The sequence below is a fragment of the Denitrobacterium detoxificans genome (genome assembly GCF_001643775.1).
Classification (GTDB): Bacteria; Actinomycetota; Coriobacteriia; order Coriobacteriales; family Eggerthellaceae; genus Denitrobacterium; species Denitrobacterium detoxificans.
Genome location: NZ_CP011402.1, coordinates 1912161 through 1931439 on the forward strand (window position 1 = coordinate 1912161; position 19279 = coordinate 1931439).

General features: G+C 58.7%; 13 protein-coding genes. 2 read left to right on the forward strand and 11 right to left on the reverse strand.

All coding sequences use genetic code 11. The annotated features are described in order from the left end of the window. Positions 1-332: 332 nt before the first annotated feature. The 3 genes from AAY81_RS07820 to dnaE are packed head-to-tail and all read right to left on the reverse strand — an operon-like array spanning position 333 to position 7934. Positions 333-3614 (reverse strand): hypothetical protein, encoded by a 3282-nt coding sequence (locus AAY81_RS07820; protein ID WP_066663569.1) that lies wholly within the window; start codon positions 3612-3614, stop codon positions 333-335. Positions 3615-3633: 19 nt separating this feature from the next. Further along, positions 3634-4437, reverse strand: coding sequence for a tRNA pseudouridine(38-40) synthase TruA (truA, locus tag AAY81_RS07825; protein WP_066663578.1), 804 nt, complete (start codon positions 4435-4437; stop codon positions 3634-3636). Beyond that, complete coding sequence (gene dnaE / locus AAY81_RS07830; RefSeq protein ID WP_066663581.1) at positions 4437-7934, reverse strand: DNA polymerase III subunit alpha; 3498 nt, start codon at positions 7932-7934, stop codon at positions 4437-4439. The genes truA and dnaE overlap by 1 nt, the downstream gene beginning before the upstream one ends. A gap of 453 nt (positions 7935-8387) precedes the next feature. On the opposite strand from dnaE, the gene AAY81_RS07835 reads away from it, so the two are divergent. Next, positions 8388-8855: a very short patch repair endonuclease gene (locus AAY81_RS07835; protein ID WP_066663584.1), complete on the forward strand. Its 468-nt coding sequence runs from the start codon at positions 8388-8390 to the stop codon at positions 8853-8855. A 62-nt stretch (positions 8856-8917) separates the two neighbouring features. Here AAY81_RS07835 and AAY81_RS07840 read toward each other — a convergent pair whose 3' ends face one another. From AAY81_RS07840 to AAY81_RS07850, 3 genes are all read right to left on the reverse strand, one after another. Then, entirely contained in the window at positions 8918-9346 is a 429-nt protein-coding gene (locus AAY81_RS07840) for an ACT domain-containing protein (protein WP_066663587.1), read from the reverse strand. Further along, positions 9346-10653 carry a phenylacetate--CoA ligase family protein gene (locus AAY81_RS07845; RefSeq protein ID WP_066663593.1) on the reverse strand — a complete coding sequence of 436 codons (1308 nt, stop codon included), beginning with the start codon at positions 10651-10653 and terminating at the stop codon, positions 9346-9348. The genes AAY81_RS07840 and AAY81_RS07845 overlap by 1 nt, the downstream gene beginning before the upstream one ends. A gap of 120 nt (positions 10654-10773) precedes the next feature. After that, the gene (locus AAY81_RS07850; protein ID WP_205630822.1) at positions 10774-11664 is read right to left on the reverse strand and encodes a putative ABC transporter permease; all 891 of its coding nucleotides are present in this window, start codon (positions 11662-11664) and stop codon (positions 10774-10776) included. A gap of 88 nt (positions 11665-11752) precedes the next feature. Between AAY81_RS07850 and AAY81_RS07855 the strand changes: the two genes are divergently transcribed. Beyond that, positions 11753-12556: an MBL fold metallo-hydrolase gene (locus AAY81_RS07855; RefSeq protein WP_066663599.1), complete on the forward strand. Its 804-nt coding sequence runs from the start codon at positions 11753-11755 to the stop codon at positions 12554-12556. Here the strand turns inward: AAY81_RS07855 and AAY81_RS07860 are convergent. The 5 genes from AAY81_RS07860 to AAY81_RS07880 form a co-directional block, all read right to left on the reverse strand. After that, a complete protein-coding gene (locus AAY81_RS07860; protein ID WP_066663603.1) occupies positions 12553-13446 on the reverse strand; it encodes a LysR family transcriptional regulator in 894 nt (297 codons plus the stop codon). The genes AAY81_RS07855 and AAY81_RS07860 overlap by 4 nt on opposite strands. Before the next feature lie 112 nt (positions 13447-13558). Further along, the gene (locus AAY81_RS07865) at positions 13559-15154 is read right to left on the reverse strand and encodes an FAD-dependent oxidoreductase (RefSeq protein ID WP_066663609.1); all 1596 of its coding nucleotides are present in this window, start codon (positions 15152-15154) and stop codon (positions 13559-13561) included. A gap of 197 nt (positions 15155-15351) precedes the next feature. Then, positions 15352-15663, reverse strand: coding sequence for a YbjQ family protein (locus AAY81_RS07870; RefSeq protein ID WP_066663613.1), 312 nt, complete (start codon positions 15661-15663; stop codon positions 15352-15354). A gap of 92 nt (positions 15664-15755) precedes the next feature. Then, the gene (locus AAY81_RS07875) at positions 15756-17483 is read right to left on the reverse strand and encodes an amino acid ABC transporter ATP-binding/permease protein (protein WP_066663614.1); all 1728 of its coding nucleotides are present in this window, start codon (positions 17481-17483) and stop codon (positions 15756-15758) included. After that, positions 17480-19249, reverse strand: a complete 1770-nt coding sequence (locus tag AAY81_RS07880) for an ABC transporter ATP-binding protein/permease (RefSeq protein WP_066663618.1) — start codon at positions 19247-19249, stop codon at positions 17480-17482. Before AAY81_RS07880 ends, AAY81_RS07875 begins: the two co-directional genes overlap by 4 nt. Positions 19250-19279: the final 30 nt, after the last annotated feature.

Sequence of the window (19279 nt, forward strand, 5' to 3'; positions counted from 1 at the left end):
TCTGAACATTTTTTCGGAGTCAACGCGCCCCAAACCTGCCAACTTCGCAACCCCGAAGCACGTTTCCCCAGGTCGGCATTTTCGAACCTCGACAAATTGGGCTCAAGGATGTTCAGAACGGCGAATTTTTTACAAACAGGCACGTCTTTTTGCGCGGTGGGCAACTAAGGGCGCAAAAGTAGCACGACATCAGCATCAAACGCGGAAACGACGTGATAATTGGCGGAGAAACGATGAACGCCCGTCCCTTGTTCACGCCGCCCCACCTCCACAAACGCAAAAGCCCGTGCGGCGAAAAGCCAGCACGGGCGCGAGAGACTGTACGAGAACGGCTAGGAAAGGCGATTCGTATCTACCGAGATGATATGACCTTCGGCATCTTCGTAGATGGCCAGCTTGCCATCGCGGGACGCATACAGCTGACGGAAGGTTGCGGGAGCATCATCGTCGCGATTCTGCTTGTCGCGCTTCTTGTCCTTTTCCTTCTTCATCTTCTTACCTTTCTTGCCCTTTTTCTTCTTCCCCTTCTTGTCCTTGTCCTTCTTGCCTTTCTTCTTTTTCTTCTTGGGAGCCTCTTCGAAGGCATCGTAGTCAACGGGCGGGAACGAAGTGTCATAAGACAGGGTGGAGCCCTCAGCGATGAGGCGCTCGACCGCACGATTACGCAACTCAGCGGCCTTGCGCTCTGCCTCGTAATCGGCAGCAGCATGGCGATCGCGCTCGTACGAAGGATTCAAGGGGCGTTCAGTGCCCTGCTCGGGTTCGAATGCGGGCGCCGTTACGTAAACGAACGAGGGCATGTTTGCCGCACGCGGCTCGGTGCTGTCGAGGGCACCCGCAGCTTCCTGTTCGGGGAAACCCGCATACCTGCGACGCTCGCGTTCCACGCTCTCGGCGACCTCTTCGGGCTTGGGAGATTCCTCTTCGGAAACGATGGACACCTCTTCACCCAGGGCATCGCTTGCAAGCGTCCCGTCGGGCGCAAATGCAGGTGCTGCCTGATCGGCGGAAATGGCAAATGACCCATCCTTGGGCTCGTACTCGGTGGCAACGGCCGCAGCAGCCTGCTGAGCAGCGCGCTCGGCCTCCTTCTTCGCCTCGGCTTCGCGCTCGGCGGCAAAGAGCGACTTCACGATCTCGTCGTCTTCGACAGCCGGAGCTTCAGAAGCAGCAGCCTGAACGGCAGGCTCGTCCTGGGCAACAGAAACGACATTGTCTTCGTTGACCCGCAGACGCGGAAGCGGTTCGGAAATGCTTCGTGCAAAGGCGCCTGCAGCCGCAGACGCCGCAGCAATGGACGACGATGCAGAATCGGCCTGCTGTACAGGCTCGTCCGTGGATTGGGCTTCTTCTTGCGCCTGCCCAGTCGATGCAGAATCTGCAGCGAGCGACGAGGGCATAACGCGAGGCTCGGGCTCTGCGGGAGCCGGCTTTGCCGCCTGCTCCGTCGATACGGCAACTTGCTCCGCTTGAGCGGGCTCAGGCGCGGCCTGCTCACCCGCACTACGACCCAGCACCTCGGCAACGGACTCCAAATGCAAACCCGGCACCGATTCGAGCGCGATCGTCTTTTCGGCATGGGGAGCAACAGACTCTTCCTGGGGCTCATCCGCAGGAGCGACGTTCAGCTGCTTCTTCAAGGCTTCGCCAAGCGATTCAAGCTCAACCATCTCGGACATCGAAAGGCCAATGGACTTTTCGGCCTCCAGGAAGGAAATCTCCGGCTCGGACGTTTCCTGCTCAGCAGGCGCAGGAGCGGACACTCCCAGCACTTCCTGAACCACCTGGTCGGGAATGGGCACCTCGGCCACCGGCACGTTTTCGACAACCTCTTCGGCGGAAGCGGGTTCCGCAGGCTTTTCGGAAAGCACCGAAGACAGCGAAGCCACTTCGGCAGAGCCCAACGACTCGAACTTGATCACGCGACCCGACGGAGCATGAGACTCGGCAGCGGGCGCGGGTTCGCTTGCCGCAGGCTGCTCGACAGCAGCTGCGACCGACTCGGCTTCCGCAGGCACCTTGGCAGCAGGCTCGCTCGCCGCGGGGGCTTCGACCACGGGGCTCAACGGCTCAGCGGCCTTCGGAGCAGCATCAGGTGCTTCGGCCGCAGGGGCCTGGGGCGTCGCAGAGGGCTGCTCGGACTCCGTCGTAGGAACAGAGGTTTCCTGAACGGGAGCGCTCGGCTGGGCGGCAGGCGCTTGTTCGCCGGAGGCCGCATCGGCCATGGCGCCGCGGAACACGAGTGGTTCCTGCGTCTGCACATGCTGACCACGCGGAATGACAAACGGGCTCGTAGCATCGTCGTCGACGGGCGCATTGAAGAAACTATCGACCAGTTCCTGGGCCTTGTCGTCGGAAGGAGCCCAATCGGGAAGCACGCCCTCGGAATGCGCGGTAGATTGCGCCTCTTGCGACGCAGATTGCTGCGCGAGCGCACTACCCTCGGAGGGTTGCTGCGCCACCGGCTCGGCCTCCGCAGGCTTTACGGCTTCCCCGGATTGATTCGTCGCCGCAGCTTGCTGCGCAGGCAACTCTGCCTCTGCACCCTGCTGGGCAGACGCGACAGCCTGAACGGGAGCCGCGGATTCCGCAGCGGCTTGAGCGGCTGCGGGCTGTTGCTCGGAAGCATCTGTGCTTGCGTCCTGTTTCTGCGCTTCAGTTACTTCTTCGGCGGCAGGCGCAGACTGCGAAACAGGTTCTTCCGCAGCGGTAACGGGCTTGATGACCTCAGTCTGATCCGAGACGGGCTCTTCCTGCGGCTCTTCCACATGAGCCACCTGAGCTCGATACGTGGAGCCAAGCGACTTGGCGGTTGCGGCCTGCGCCGCATACGTGGTGTCATGGCCTTGCGCACGGCTCGACTGGGCCGCATAGGTGCTTTCCGAAGGAACATTACGCGCAACGATGCGCTCGAGCTCGACGGCAAGACCAGCCAGCTCGGCATTAGACGCCGGAGAATGCTCGAGCTTCTGCGCAATGGAAGCCACACGTTCCCACGAGGCTGCATCTACGGGCGCATCGCCCTGAGGAGCTGCAGACTGGGGCTGTTCCGGCTCCGCGGAAGCTTCGGCGGCAAGCGCCGAAGCAATACTACCCACCACGGCTTCGCCAGGCGAAGCAAGGGGAATCACCTTCTCGCCCATGGGAACCACAACAGGCGACGTGGGTTGTACAGCATTGGCGGCTGCGGGCTGCGACGCTTGAGGAGCATTCACCGCAACGGGTTGACCACCCTGCGAGGCCGCGACCGCGGGTTGGGTCGCTTGTGCGGGAGCGGACGCAGGATCGGCAGTGGCCGTCGTTGGCTGAGCCGCCTGCGCAGGAGCAGGAGCAGGCTCGGCGCCAACCGCTGCAGGCTGAGCTCCTTGCGCAGACTCGCCCGCAACAGGCTGGGCCTGCGGCGCAGCAGCGGAAACCGGCGCCTGAGACACAGACGCAGCCGCTTCTGGCGCACTGGAATCTACGGATTGTTGCGCGGTGGCTTGCTCGCCCGCCGACGCAGAGTTGCCATCTCCCCCATATACAACCACTGAACTGTTCGCGGAAACGACGGCACTTTCCACGACTTCGGACGCCTCTTTCGCGTCCTTCTTCTTACGCTTACGGAATAGCATAGGCGTTCCTTTGATATCTCTACCCTAGGTGCCTATTGTACCCCTCATATCCCACCTGCCAAAAGACCAAACCTTGAGCAGGTGCTTTTTCTCCTGCGGCATCGCGCGAGCACGCTTTGAGCACGCTATCGACCCATGCGGGTTCGCGCAAGCCGCGCCCCACGGCAACAAGCGTTCCAGCAATGGTGCGCACCATGGAATGCAAGAATGAACTGCCCACCACGCGAATGCAAACCAGATCCTGACCGGCAATCTGAACGGGAGCAACGCTCAAATCGAGCACGTTACGGCACGTGGGCTTCCCCACCGCACTGGCAGCCAGGCAGAAGCTCTTGAAATCATGCTCGCCGATAAGGTACTGCGCAGCTTCATTCATAGCCTGAATGTCGAGCGGCTCGCACCGCAAATGCCAGCAGAAATCAGCCATGACGAGCGGGGGCAGGGGCCCCACGGAAAGGTAGTAGCGATACTCGCGCCACTGCGCATCGAAGCGCGCCGAAAAGCCATCGGCCGCCTGCCACACATCGCGCACGCCCATATCTTCCGGAGTAAGCGCGTTCAGCGAACGAAGCAGAACGCGCGGAGTGCGCGTTTCAAGCTCTTCTTCCGAGACATCGTAGCTAATGACCTGGCCCAACGCATGCACACCCGCATCAGTGCGGCCCGCGCACGTGGTATCGACCGGACGACGGTACAACACCTCGAGTGCGCGGTTCAATTCGCCCTGCACCGTGGCAAGGTCGCGGCCATTATGCGGCTTCTGCGTGGCGAATCCGTGGTAGCCCGCGCCGTTGTACTGCAGCAGCAGCGCCATGGTAGCCATTACGATGCAGCGCTCCAGACTTCGCGGCCGAACAGCGAATACAGCTCGCGGTACAAACCGCTATTGCGCGCGTCGACCGTGAGCGGCAATTCCGCGCGAAACTTCTGGCCATTGTTCTGGCGCACGAACAGCACAGCGCCATCGCGACCGGGGTACTTCTTCAAAATCTGCGTGAGGAACTGCATGTTCTGCTGCGAAAAATCGCTTTGCTGAATGGTGATGCCCAGCGTTTTCGGCGGTGCGTCCTCTTCGCTTTCGCCCAGGTCGAGCAGAGAGACCTCGAACGCCATAAGCTGATTGCGATCGCCAGCTTCGTACTTGCCCTTGATCTTCACAATGGCATCTTCCCGGATGGCATCGGCGTAGTCTTCGTACTTGAAGCAAACGCATTCCACGTGGCCCGTGGTGTCTTCCAGCGTAAACGTAGCCATGCGCGTGCCCTTCTTGGTGAGCTTCGTGGCCGCAGCGGAAATCATGCCCACAAACGTAGAGTTCTTGATATCGCGCTCACGTTCAGCCAGGTCGCCAATACGGAACTTGGAAAGCTTACGCAGCTTGCTCTCGTACGGACGCAGCGGATGGTCGCTTACGTAGATCTTCAGAATGTCCTTTTCGAACTTCAGTTTCGTGCGCTTGTCCCATTCGATGCCATCGGGCTCGGGCACTTCCTCATGGAAACCCGAATCCTCGTCATCGGCAAACATGTCGAACATGGAAATCTGGCCGGCATTGCGGTCCTTCTGACGACGCGCAGCGTTTTCCAGCAGCGGCGTATCGTCCAGGAAGTGCATGCACTGCTTACGCGTGTAACCCGTGCTGTCGAACGCACCTGCCTTGATCAGGGCTTCGAGCGTCTTGCGGTTGTAGCTGCGCGCATCCATGCGGCGCACGAAATCGTGCAGACTGGTGTACGCGCCACCCTTCTCGCGCTCGGCGATGATGTCCTCTACGACCTTTTCGCCTACGCCACGCACGCCGGCAAGGCCGAAGCGCACGCCCTCGTCGACAGGGGTGAATTCCAGGTTCGACTCGTTGATGTCGGGCGGCAGTACCTTGATGCCGCTGCCGTTGCAGCTAGCGATGTAGTGAATAAGCTTGTCGTTGCTGCCCAGGTAGCTGGAAAGCACAGCGGCCATGAACTCGTTCGGGTAATGCGCCTTCAGGTATGCGGTGCGCATAACCAGCACGGCATAGCAAGCCGAGTGCGACTTGTTGAACGCGTACTGTGCGAACTTCTCGGCGTCGGACCAGATCTTCTTCGAAACCTCCAACGAGTAGCCGTTTTCCACGGCGCCGTTGTTCCAGTCCTCTTCCAAGGCCTTCATGACCTCGAGCTTTTTCTTACCCATTGCCTTACGCAGCTTGTCGGCCTTACCTGCCGAGAAGCCACTCATGGCCATGGAGATCTGCATCAACTGTTCCTGATAGACGATGGTGCCGTACGTTTCCTCAAGAATGGGACGCAGTCGATCGTCGTAGTACTTTACGGGCTTCTTGCCGCTTACGCGATCGACGTAGTCGTCGACGAAGCCGTTCTGCAGAGGACCCGGTCGGTTCAGTGCAATCGATGCAACGATATCGGAGAAGCGGCGCGGTTTCATGCGCGCGAACAGCGTAACGTACAGGTTGCCTTCCACCTGGAACAGGCCGTCCATGTTGCCGCCGCACATGAGCTTGAAGCTCTCGGGATCATCCAGCGGAATCTTACCGGGGTCAATCTCGATGCCGTGACGCTTCTTCACGTTGGCGCATGCGCGAGAAATTACGCCCAGGGTACGCAGACCCAGGAAGTCCATCTTCAGTAGGCCCAGCTCAGGAGTGTAATGGCCGTCGTACTGGGTGATGATGCCGCCGCCCTTGGTATCGCGCTTTACGGGCACATGGTCGGAGAGCGGGTCGCGGCAAATGATGGTGGCGCAGGCATGCACGCCCTCGCCACGCACCTGGCCTTCGATAGATTGGGCGGCTTCGATTACCGCCTGACAATCGGGGTCGTGCTCGTAGACGTCCTTCAAGTCGGGGTTCGTATCGAGCGCCTGCTGAATGGTGATGCCGATTTCGCCGCCGATGAGCTTGCAAATCTTGTCGCCCACCGCATACGGGTAGTCGAGCACGCGCGCGGCGTCACGCACGGCGTTCTTCGCCTGCAGCTTGCCGAACGTGATAACGCCCGAGATGTGGTCTTCGCCGTAGAACTCGCGCACGTGCTCGATAACGTCCTGGCGATGCTGGTCGTCGAAGTCGACGTCGATATCGGGCATCTCGACACGTTCCACGGAAAGGAAACGTTCGAAGAGCAGGCCATACGGCAGCGGATCGAGGTCGGTAATGCCCATGGCATACGTAACGATGGAGCCAGCAGCGGAGCCACGGCCTGGGCCTACGCCGATGCCGTTGTTCTTGGCCCACATGATGTATTCCTGCACGATGAGGAAGTACGCGGGGAAGCCCTGCTGGATGATAACGCCGGCCTCGTGCTCGTAGCGCTCGATAACGTCGGGGCGCATCTTGCCCAGCTCTTCCATATTGGTGGCCTTGCCCTCGCCATAGCGATTGATGAGGCCCTTTTCGCATTCCTTACGGAACCATGAGACTTCGGTTTCGCCTTCGGGCACGGGGAAGCGCGGCAGAATGGAGTCGCGTTCCAGCACGACGTTGCACTTTTCCGCCAGCTCGACGGTGTTGTCGCATGCTTCGGGGAACTCGGCCATAGCGGCGCGCATTTCCTCTTCCGTCTTCATATAGAACTGGTCGTTCGAGAAGCGCATGCGATCGACGTCGTCGACCTTACTGCCCGTGCCAATGCAGAGCATGATGTCCTGCGCTTCGGCGTCTTCGTGCGTAAGATAATGGAAGTCGTTCGTAGCAATGGTCTTCAGGCCCAGGTCACGCGCGATGCCGGCAAGCTGATGGTTCAATTCCGTCTGCGTTTTGCCATGGTCGGTGGTAATGCCCTGGTTCTGAAGTTCGATATAGAAGTCGCCCGGCTCGAAGCACGCAGACAGCTTGCGCACCCATTCCACGGCGTCTTGGTACTGGTTCACGTCGAGCAGACGCGGGACGATGCCGGCGATGCAGGCCGTGGTACCGATGATGCCCTTGCCGTACTTCTGCAGCATGGCATAGGTGGTGCGCGGCTTGTAGTAGAAGTTGTCGACGTGCGATTCGCTGACGAGGTTCACCAGATTGTGGTAGCCCTCGTTGTTCTTGGCCAGCAGCACCATGTGGTACAGCTTGGGCTTGCCTTCCTTCTTCAGCTCGTCGTCGGTGGTGAAGTAGACTTCGCAGCCAAAGATGGGCTTGACCTTCTGGCCCGTTTCCTTTTCCAGGGCCATGCAAGCATCTTCGAGTTCGGGCACGCCACTCATGACGCCGTGGTCGGTAATGGCAACGGCCGGCATGCCCAGATCAGCCGCACGCTTGACCATGGCTTTTACCTTTGTGGCACCGTCGAGCAGGGAATATTCCGTGTGATTGTGCAAATGAACAAACGCCATAACCAAACCTCTTCGTTGCGTGCGTAGCTTCGTTTCTTGTTTCTCGTACGCCATTCTAACAGCCGTCGCCCATGGGCGGGCAACCGCTTTCAGGTTTCCATGCGATGTCAAAAAGCGAAGCGCAAAGGAAGCGCCTTAAGCAGCATTGGGATTACGCGGCGAGATGGCCGAGGAGTCCAACGACATTCGAAAACACAACGGACGACATGCAATCGAGCCCTATTCGGGCAAAAAAGAAGCCCCGCGAGTGTGCGTGCGCGAGGCTAATAGCCAGCAACGAGAGGAGGGGTATGAGGGGGTCTGGGGTGCCTCCCGCTGTCTGTGGTTACAGTATGCCCAAGCTTCCTTAAAGCAACCTTAAAGGTTTCCTAAAAAAGCTTTAGCCTTGCCCGCGAACGGCATTCATGTGAGCAAACGCCCAGGCGACAGCGCTCGCAGCGCAGGAATGCTATCATGGCGCGCATGGTTTCTGAAGCCGTACATAACGTCATGGTCGCGAACAAGCGCGTAAACACCAAGCCCGAGCTGCTGGTGCGCCGCATGCTGCGCGAAATGGGCTGGTCGGGCTATCGTTGCGACTGGAAGAAATGCGTGGGTCACCCCGACATCGCCTACCCCGGCCGCAAGATTGCCATCTTTGTGCACGGCTGCTTCTGGCACCACCACGAGGGCTGCAAGCACGCCACCACGCCCAAGTCGAACCTCGACTACTGGAATGCAAAGTTCACGCGCAACCGCGAGCGCGACGAACGCGTGCGCGCCCAGCTAGAAGAAGAGGGCTGGCACGTCGTCGTTATTTGGGAATGCGAGCTGAAGAAGGACAAGCTGGAAGAAACCAAGCAGGCACTCCACGACGAGATTGAATACGCATTCGTCACGCTCGACGACGCAAACCAACCCGAAGAGCAGCCCCAAGAATAACGAAGGGCCATCCGGTTCGCACCGAACAGCCCTTCCTTCAGCAATTCCAACTGCGCAATGCGCTACAGCAGATCCTCCTGGGTAAGCGGCTTGAAGCCCGCTTCTTCCAGCGCCTTGGCCGCTTGTTCGGCTTCCTTCGTGCCGGCAATCTTCAGCACGTCGACGGCCTTGTCGCCATTCACGGAGAAGCAGTAGCCATACTCGATGTTCAGGCCCATCTTCGCCAGCGTATCGAGAAGGCTGGCAAGCCCGCCGGGATGGTTCGGCACCTCAATGGCACTCACCTTGGTAACGAGCGCACGGAAGTCATTCTCACGCAGCACGTCCGCCGCACGTTCGGGTTCGTTGCAGATAATGCGCACCAAGCCATAGTCAGCCGTATCGGCGATGGTAAGCGCGCTCATGTTAATGCCCGCAGCGCCCAGCGTGCGCACCAGAGCATCCAAGCGACCCTCGGAGTTCTCGAGGAAAACGGTAAGCTGATCGATCATTAGCGAATCCCCTCTCGTTTGTCGATGACACGCTTGGCCTTGCCCTCGCTGCGCGGAATGCTCTTCGGCTCCACGATGCGCACCTGCACGGCCACGGCCAGGGCCTTCTTCAGTTCGGACTGAATGCTACGCTGCACGCGTTCCAGCGCGGCAATCTCGTCGAAGTCGAAATCGGCTGCCGGTTCCACCTTCAACGTTACCACGTCCATGGAACCCTTGCGCGTGAGCTCGATAACGTACCAGCTGCTTACCTGCGGGAACGTACGCATAACGTCTTCAATCTGGCTGGGGAACACGTTCACGCCGCGAATGACGAGCATGTCGTCGGTGCGACCATGCAGGCGGTCGATGCGACGGTGCGTGCGACCGCATGCGCACTCTCCCGGAATGATGCGCGTGATGTCGCGCGTGCGATAACGCACCACAGGCGACGCCTCGCGGTCGAGCGTAGTGATGACCAGCTCGCCCCATTCGCCGTCGGGCAGAACCTCACCCGTTTCAGGGTTGATGATTTCGCAGTAGAAGTGGTCTTCCGCAATGTGCAGGCCGTTCTGCTCGAGGCATTCAACGGCCACGCCCGGGCCCATCGTCTCGGTAAGGCCATACACGTCGAGCACCTTGTAGTTCAGCTTGCGCTCCAGTTCAGCGCGGAAGTTATCGCTGAAGGGCTCGGCACCGTGAATGCCCGCACGCAGCGTGAATTCCTTGGCCGGGTCGATGCCCATTTCGATAGCCGTATCGGCAATGTGCATGGCATAGCTGGGCGTGCACGCCAGAATGGTAGACCCCATCTCGCGCAGAATGCGAATCTGACGCTCGGTCTGCCCTGCCGACATGGGGATGGTGGTGCAGCCCGCAGCGATGCCGCCATAATGAGCGCCCAAGCCACCCGTGAACAGGCCATAGCCATAGCATACGTGGAATACGTCATCGGGCGTGCCGTCGGCATAACGAATGCCACGCGCAAAGCAATCGGCCCAAATCTGAAGGTCGTGCTCGGTATAGGCGCCTACGGTCGCCACGCCCGTGGTACCGCTGGACATGTGAATCTCGCGCACCTCGCTCTGGGGCACGGCCAGCATGCCATACGGATAGGCATCGCGCAGATCCTGCTTGGTTACAAACGGAGCCTTCTGCAAGTCCTCGAGCGACTGCACGGCATACGGATCGAAGCCTGCGTCGTCAAACGACTGCTTATAAAAGGGAATGTGCTCGTAACAGTTGATGACGGTCTGCTTGATGCCCTCGATCTGAATCTGTTCGATCTTTTCGTGGGGCATCGTCAGGATATCCTGTTGTTCGGACATGCGATTCCTTCCTTGCCCAATTCGCGCCTGCCCATGCAGGCACTCCACTCGAATAGAGCATATCCTAGCGCATTGCACTCCAGCGCGCGATAGTGAACCAGAAGAAATCGGGGAAATGGCCTAGGAAAAGTTCATGTTCTGAAAGCGATCGGACATGAACTCGTCGGTATAGTTCTGATCGATCCACACGTCGAAGCCCGTTGCGGGAGGAATGCCATCGTGACGTTCGGCAACGCGGTTGAAACACGACAGCGTCATGAAGACGTCGAGCGCCAAATAGACACCCAGCAGCGACACGAGTATCACGCGACGGGGCGTAGTGGGCTCGCCAATGATGAACAGCAATTCGGGCATGATGCACACATACCACACCAGGCCCAACGCACCCCAGAACACTAGAAACGGCACGGCCACCCACTGCGTTATGGCACCCGGTACATTCGAGTAATCCCACGAAGAGGCGTGCATAAACGTGCTCATAGACCAACCGGTGATCTGCTCAAGCAAGCCACCCACCACCAACGCCACCAAAAACACCTGCCATGGAGCGCAGTGCTTACGGCGCATATAGAACGTGATAACGGTAAGCAACGTGGCGCCTACGCCATACAAAGGAGAGAACGGACCCCACACCAAGCCCACGCGACTTTGCGTAAGCCCAGCCGTGACGAACATCCACGTCTCTTCCAGGAAAAGACCCAGAACGCTACCCACAAAGAACAGCAAGACTATCTGATACCAGCCAATGTGCAGCTTGTCGAGGAAGTCTTCGCGACGTTCAATATGCGCAGCACGCACTTTCGCACGCTGCACGCGCGTAAGGTGTGGTTTCTTCTTGCTCACGTGAGGCATGGAGAGCTTGCGCTCATCACGCCATTTCTGCGCATCGTCGATGGCCTGACGCACGTCGTCGCTCAGACGCTGCTCTTCCACCAGGTGGCGAATGGTACGGCCAAAACCCGAACGCACCACAAGCACGCGAATGCCGTAGATGACACCCCCGATGACCACAATAAGAGCAAACAAAGTTGCGATTAAAACGAGCAAGCCGGACTCCCCTTCTTACGGTTGCGCACAGGGTCATGATACCCTATGCCGCATGAGTTTATTTGCACTGCATATTCTGGCCAGCGGCAGCAAGGGCAACGCGGCCATCGTAGAAGACACTTCAACGGGCATGGGCGTGCTCATCGATTGCGGCATTAGCGGCAAGGCGCTCATCGAGCGCAGCGAACAATGCGGATTCGACCCATGCAAGCTTCAAGCGGTCCTCATTACGCACGAACATACCGACCATATCAGCGGACTAGGCGTCTGCCTGCGGAAACTCGCAAAAAGCGGCGTAAACCCCACGGTATTTGCGCAACAGGCATCCATTGACGGCAGCAACACGCTGCGCGAGCTCGCGAACAACCACGACTTCCGTACGTTCAAGGCAACCGAAGACGACTTTGTCCTGGCCGGCATGCGCATCACACCCTTCCCCACCTCGCACGACGCCATGGGATCATGCGGATTCCGCTTCGAAACCGAAACGGACGCGCTGGGTTTCATGACCGATACGGGCATCGTGACGGGAGAAGCGCACGAAGCGCTGCGCGACGTTCGTCTGCTGGGACTGGAAAGCAATCACGACCCGGCCATGTTGCGAGCCTGCGCGTATCCTGCCTACGTGAAGGCGCGCATCGCGGGCGACGGAGGGCACCTTTCGAACGAGCAATCGGCCGCCGAACTTGCCGAGTTGCTAAGCGACAGGCTCGAGCATGTTGCCGCCCTGCACATCTCGCAAAATTCCAACGACTACCGCATGCCCGGCGAAACGCTGCGTGCAGCTGTAACGCGCGCCAGCCACCCCGCCAACGTACACGTGGCCTACCAAAGCAAGCCCATCACCATTCGCTAAGCACACTGCGGCCATACCCAGCCGCGCGCGAAATCGACGAACGAGCTTCCCACCGAGGACACGCGCGCCTTATTCCACGCCACGCCATACCGCATATGCGTCGCCAAATCGGAAAACGGAACAGATGCGATGCCCGTATACTCGCGGCAAAACGTCTGCGGCATGCACGTAATGCCGCACCCCGCATGCACCAGCGAAATCGTCGCCTCGTGATGATTACCCCGCACCACCTTATCAGTATGAATGCCAATGCGCTCAAATGCAGCATAAAGTTTTCTAAAGAATCGGGGAGACGTTTCGGGGCTGAACAGCATCATGGGTTCATCTACGATATCCATGACCGAAACCGTATCCCTGCCCGCAAGCGGATGCGAAGGCGGCATGACCACGCATACGCACTCTTCGAACAGAGGATCAGCCAGAATAGCAGACTGACCCTCGATTTCCGAAAGCTCCATGAATGCCACGTCGAGCTTGCCATCGTCAAGGCGCTTCATTAGGTTATTCCAGGTATCAATTTCGATATCCACTTCCACGTTTGGATTCTGCCCACGGTACGCACGCACCATGTCGGGCACACCCGCCCAGCTCACCGGACCATGAAATCCTATGCGCAGCAGACCGCCCATGTGATCGCCCTCAAGAGCGATGGCGCGTCGCGCGGCATCGTACTCGTCGATTATGCGAGAAAAACGCTCAAACGCAACCTGCCCCGCAGGCGTAAGCGAGATGGTTCTCCCCCTGCGGAGCAACTGCGTACCCATTTCCGACTCAAGCGCTTTCATCTGAGCAGACATGGCCGGCTGCGTGATGAACTGCTCGTGCGACGCCTTCGACAGACTTTGGGTCTGCGCAACGGACACGAAGCATCGCATGCGAAAGATATCCATAAAAGCACCTTTCCATAACAAGACGGCGACGCCCTGCAGAAAGCGTCACCGTCCCTATCATCAAGCCGACCGGGAGGGGAAGGTCAGCACATGATGGTATACCAAATATGCTCTATGCATTAGCAATGAACTCTGCCGCCAAGCGTCCGCCCGTGGCACACCAACCCTGCTCGGCACCAGCCATCACGTCAACGTCATAGCAGAAGCCCGTATAGCTGCTGGCATCGGTGCCCAGTGCAAACAGATGCGGAATGGGCTGCTTGTCGACGTCGAGCACACGTAGGTACTCATCGACATCCAAGCCACCAACGCTCGTGAAGATGGCGCGCTGAATGTGAGCGCCATAGAACGGCGGCGTAGCCAACGGCGCGAAATGAGTCGTGCCGTACACGGGGTCGGCGCCTGCCGCAGCACAATCGTTGTATTCCTTCACCGTTGCGGCCAGCTGCTCGGGATCAAGTTCGAGCTTCTGGGCCAACTCTTCGATCGTATCGGCGCGGAACACATTACCAGCGGCAATGTTTTCCTCTACGGCCTGGCGACCGCCCTGAATGGGCTCGCCCGCGACATGGCCCACAGACACAAGACCAATGGTCATGCCCACATCGCACAGCTGGTCCAGGTATGCCTGGTCCATAATCGTATAGCACGCTTCCTGCGCCACGATGGCATTCGACGCGGCGGAAAAGTCGGCACACATTTCCTCGTTGAAGAAGCGTTTGGCCTGCTCGTTTACGCGCATGGCAGGCTGCCAGGAAAACACCCAGTTAGCGGGCTCTTCGAACTCCGAGCATCCGGGGATGCGCGTGGAGCCATACATGAGGTTTGACGGATTGCGAAGCACGCCGCCCACCTGCCGGGCCATGGTAATGCCATCGCCATCGCGACCAGCAGCGCCCCAGTTCCAGATCTTGTCGTAATCGGCATGGCAGAATTCCTCCACCAGGTCCTTATTGTTGCTGTAGCCGCCTGTGGCCAAAATGACGTTCTGCGCCTTCAACGCGTATTCCTTCTTGGCTTCCTGGAAATACACACCGGCAACTTCGTCGTTTTCCACGATAAGCCCCGTGGCGGGAGCTTCCTTGCGCACGTCTACGCCCAGCTTCTGAGCGAGCTCCACCATGGGATTGATAAGGCCCTTCTGCACACGCTCCACGTTACCCTGCGCGTCGGCCAGCAAGTGCCAACTGGGATACGAGTTTGGCGACACCACCGTGGCCTGATAGAAGTTGATACCACATTCGTCGTGCAACCAATCGATCGTGGCGCCCGAATTATCGATATAGCGATGAAGAACGGCACTGTTGGCGGCCCAGTGATGGTATTCCTGCGTACGCAGGAACACTTCGTTCGTATCGAACTGCAGGCCCTGCTCACGATGCATGTACGAATTCACAGCGCCCAGGCCCTCGGCGTAGCCCGAAGAACCGCCATACACGGCATTCTTTTCGAGCATGACCACCTTGAGGCCCAGCTGAGCCGCGCGAACAGCAGCGCAGCAACCTGCCGTACCCGAACCAACGACAACCAGATCGCACGTAAGCGTTTCAGACGGATTGTGTTCGCTCTTCACAGCAGAGGACGTATCGCCACTTGAAGTGCTCTCGTCCTTCTGGGTCTTTGCAGGCGCGCAGCCCGTCATGGCAGCGGCCATAGCTCCACCGGCAACCATAGCGCCAGCAAGAAAATTCCTGCGAGTAAGTTCCATTCTTTCCTCCATTCCAAAACCGGGCCTCCCGTATGACCCCGGATGGAACTAGCGTAGGTTTGCCATGCGCCAGAAGCAATTTGCAATGGATTATGCAGGCATAAACGAGGGTAATATAACCAGCTCAGAGGCTTATAGACAGAAAAAGGCTCCGCTGTGTGCGGAGCCTTATGCCATGCGATATGTCTGAGTTATGCCTAGGAAAGACGCACGGCAGTGCCATACGCGAGCATTTCCTGCGTGCCCTCCATGACAGTCGAGCCAGCGTAACGCATGGCCACGATGCCATTGGCGCCCAGGGCTTCCGCCTCTTGAATCATACGCTGCTCGGCAATGGCGCGACCCTCGTTCATCATGTCGGTGTAGCTCTTGATTTCGCCACCTGCAATGCTCTTGAAGCCAGCCATAACATCGCGACCAATGTGCTTCGAGGTGACAACATTACCGCGTACGAGGCCCAGGACCTCCATCTGACGGCCGGGAACGGAATCGCAAGTGGTGATAAACATATTGAACTCCCTTTCTCAGAACGACCAATGGCACCATTTTAGTGAAAGGGCCAGACCGGAGCCGTATAACGTTCACAGACGAGACCAAAACGTTACGAATGGTGAGCAGGATGCATCTCGCATACCTCGTCGCACAGACCCATAGTGGATTGGCGATGCGACACAAGCACCACCGCTTCGCCCGCATATTGCTCGCGAAGCGACTTCAGGATGATGGCCTCGTTCAGAGAGTCGAGATTGCTCGTAGGCTCGTCGAGCAACAACAATGGAGCATTGTGCAAAAACGCACGTGCCAAGCCAATACGCTGCGCTTCACCGCCCGACATATTGTCACCCATCTCGCCCACGTTTGTATCGTACCCATGCGGAAGCGTTTGCACGAATTCGTGCAGAGACGCCTTCTTGGCGGCTTCCACCACCTCTTCACGGGTAGCGCCAGACTTGCCCACCGCAATGTTGTTGGCAATGGTGTCGCGGAATAGCCACGTTTGCTGCGTAACGCACGATTCGAACGAACGAAGATCGGACGTATTAAGCTCGCGCACATCGCGCCCCGATACGCTCACCTTGCCCGCGTCGGCATCCCAAAAGCGCATGAGCAACTTCAAGATGGTGCTCTTGCCCGAACCACTGGGACCATGTATGCCCACAACGCGACCGCGGGGCATGCGCAGCGAATAGCCTTCAAGCACGCGCTCGCCCTCGTACGAGAAGGAAACGTTTTCCAGCGCCGCCGCCTCTTCGAGCAAGGCTCGCCCTTCCCCGCTTGCCGGCATAGCGTCGCACACCTCACGTACTTCGGGTTCTTCGTCAAGCAGATCAAGCACGCGCTGGCCAGCGGCAAGCGTGGCATTCAGCGTACTCGAAAGGTTGGAAAGCGCCGTCACCGGACCAAACGAACTCATCATGGCCACTGTAGCCACGAGAACCTGAGCAAACGTTGCCTGACCATTCGCAAAAGCGGACAGCATCACGAAGAGCATCGTCCAGGAGAACACCTGAATGAACAGGCTCGTCACCGAAAGCTGTCCCGCGACCACACGGTTCATTTCCCCGCTCATGCCCGCAATTTCCGTCGAACGCTCTTCCATACGGCACGCGCGAACTTCGCCCCCGCCATATTGGATTGTCTCGTCGAGTCCGTAGAGCGAATCGAGCACAAAGCTATTCAGGTCACCCAACGCATTGCGCATACGATAGCTGCGCTGCGCACCACGACGCCCATTCCATAGTGGAATCCCCAGGCCAACGGCAAGGTAGGCCACCAGCGCTACCACGGCGGCAAGCGGATGCACCCATGCCATGAAGCCCACCATACCAAGCGACGTGAGCACGGCAATGGCGATAGGCGAAATGGTATGCGCGTAGAAGACCTCGAGCAGTTCGATGTCGCTGGTGATGATCGAAACCAAGTTGCCCTTGTCGCGCCCCTCCAGCTTTGCCGGAGCCAGCAAGCGCAGGCGTGCGAACACCTTGTGACGTATGAGCGCGAGCATCTTGAAGGCAATATAGTGATTGCAATACTGCTCGCCGTAATGCAGGAATCCCCTGGCCACGGCGATGACGACAATGACGGCAAACAATCGGCCGGCATCTGCGACGAACGGCCCGCCCAAGGAGGACTGCCCCAACGCCTGCGCGGCCACATCGCCAATGCCCAACGCCGCCAGAATCGTAAGGAAGATGGCGCACAGGAAACCCAGCACGCCCAACACGATAGCAAGCACCATTATGGGCATGAGGGGCGCAACGAGGCCGATAAGACGGCCCATGATGCTTATGCCGGAAGAACGCTTGGAAGACACTTCTTGCGTGCTCATGCAAGCACCCCCTCCTCTTCCACGACCATGCGCGCGGTGGAAACCGTCGCATACTCCTCGAGCTCTCGTTGTGCGTTGAAAAGATGCGCATACGCACCGTCGAACTGCATCAGTTGGGTATGGGTACCCTGTTCGAGAATCCGGCCATCGCGCAGCAGATAGACGACGTCGGAATCAACCACATTCGCCAGGCGATGGGAAATGAGCAGGACCGTCTTGGTCTTTGCCAGTTCGTGGATGACGCTCATAATGTCCTCTTCGCTCTCCACGTCGATGCTACTGGTAGCTTCGTCGAACACGTACACGGGAGCATCGTGAAGCAGTGCGCGAGCCAAGGCCAAACGTTGGCGTTGACCACCGGAAAAGTTGCTGCCACCTTCTGACACGGGCGTAGCAAGACCCTGCTGCTCTTCCAGGAATTCCAGCAGGTTCACCGAAGCAAGCGCCGCATTCATGAGCTCATCGGTTGCCTGGGGGTTCCCCAGCATGAGGTTCGAGCGAACAGTACCCTTGAACAGATGCGCATCACAGCTGACCAGGGTAATGTTCTCATGAAGGCTTGCTTCATCTACCTGCGAGAGCTCTACGCCATTCACGCGGATGCTGCCGGAATACCCGCGGTTGCGCCCCGCCAGCAGGCCCGCAATGGTGCTCTTGCCACACCCCGACGTACCCACCAGCGAAACAAACGAACCCGCAGGAAGATCCAGCGAGACGCCGCGCAGAATGGGGCGTTCGCTTACGTAGGAAAACGAAACATCGCGGAATTCGAAGGACACGGGGCCTTGAGGTACCTGCACCCCCTTCGATTCAGGTTCGGGCAGGTCGAGCAAGGCGAAAATATCATCGCTCGCCGTCATGCCGTTCATGGCAACGTGGAAGTAGCTCCCCAAGCGGCGCATGGGCAGGAAGAACTCAGCAGCCAAAAGCACGATGGCCGTGGCACTAGCCACGGAAATGTTCCCAGCGAACAGCTGCGACAACGCAACCACCATGCCCAGGGCAGCGCCGCCGTAGGCACCAATATCCATAACCGACGTGGAGTTGAGCTGCATCGTAAGCACGCGCATCGTTGCCTTGCGAAAATCCTCGGCCTCCTCGTCCATGCGCTGGGCAGCAGCTTCGTCAGCCTGGTAAATCTTCAACGTGGTAAGGCCCTGCAGGTTATCCAGAAAGCCATCGCCCAACTGGGTGTAACTTCCCCAGTAGCGCTTGAACAAGCGGCCCGCAATCTTTTGCACCAACACGATGGAAAGCGGAATGAACGGCACGCACACCAGTAGCACGCCTGCAGCCATGGGGCTTACGAAAAAGAGCACCGCAAACAGCGTAAGCGGCGCAAGCAGGGCGTAAAACAACTGAGAAAGATAGAGCCCGTAGTACGTCTCCAACTGCTCGACGCCCTCTACCGCCAGCTGCACCACCTTCGATGTGGACACATCGGCCCGGTAGGAAGCACCCAGACGCAGCAGCTTTCGATAGACCTTGTCACGCAGCACGCGCTTCACGTCGACGCTGGCCAGGTACGATGCACGGGTTTCCGCGCGTCCCGCAAAGATGCGCACGGCCACGCCCACAACAACCACCAGCGCGCATAGCGCAACCGCCTGCACGGAAAGCGCGCCATCAAGCGCCGCCTGCAACAACGCAGCCACCTGAAAAACGATGACGATTTGCGCAATGAGCGAAATCCACTTCCAAATTACCTGGTAAACGATGTACTTCTTCGAATCTGCCAGCAATTTGAGCAGCCGGGTCTTAATCATTTCGCATCCGCCTTCGCACAACCGCGCACG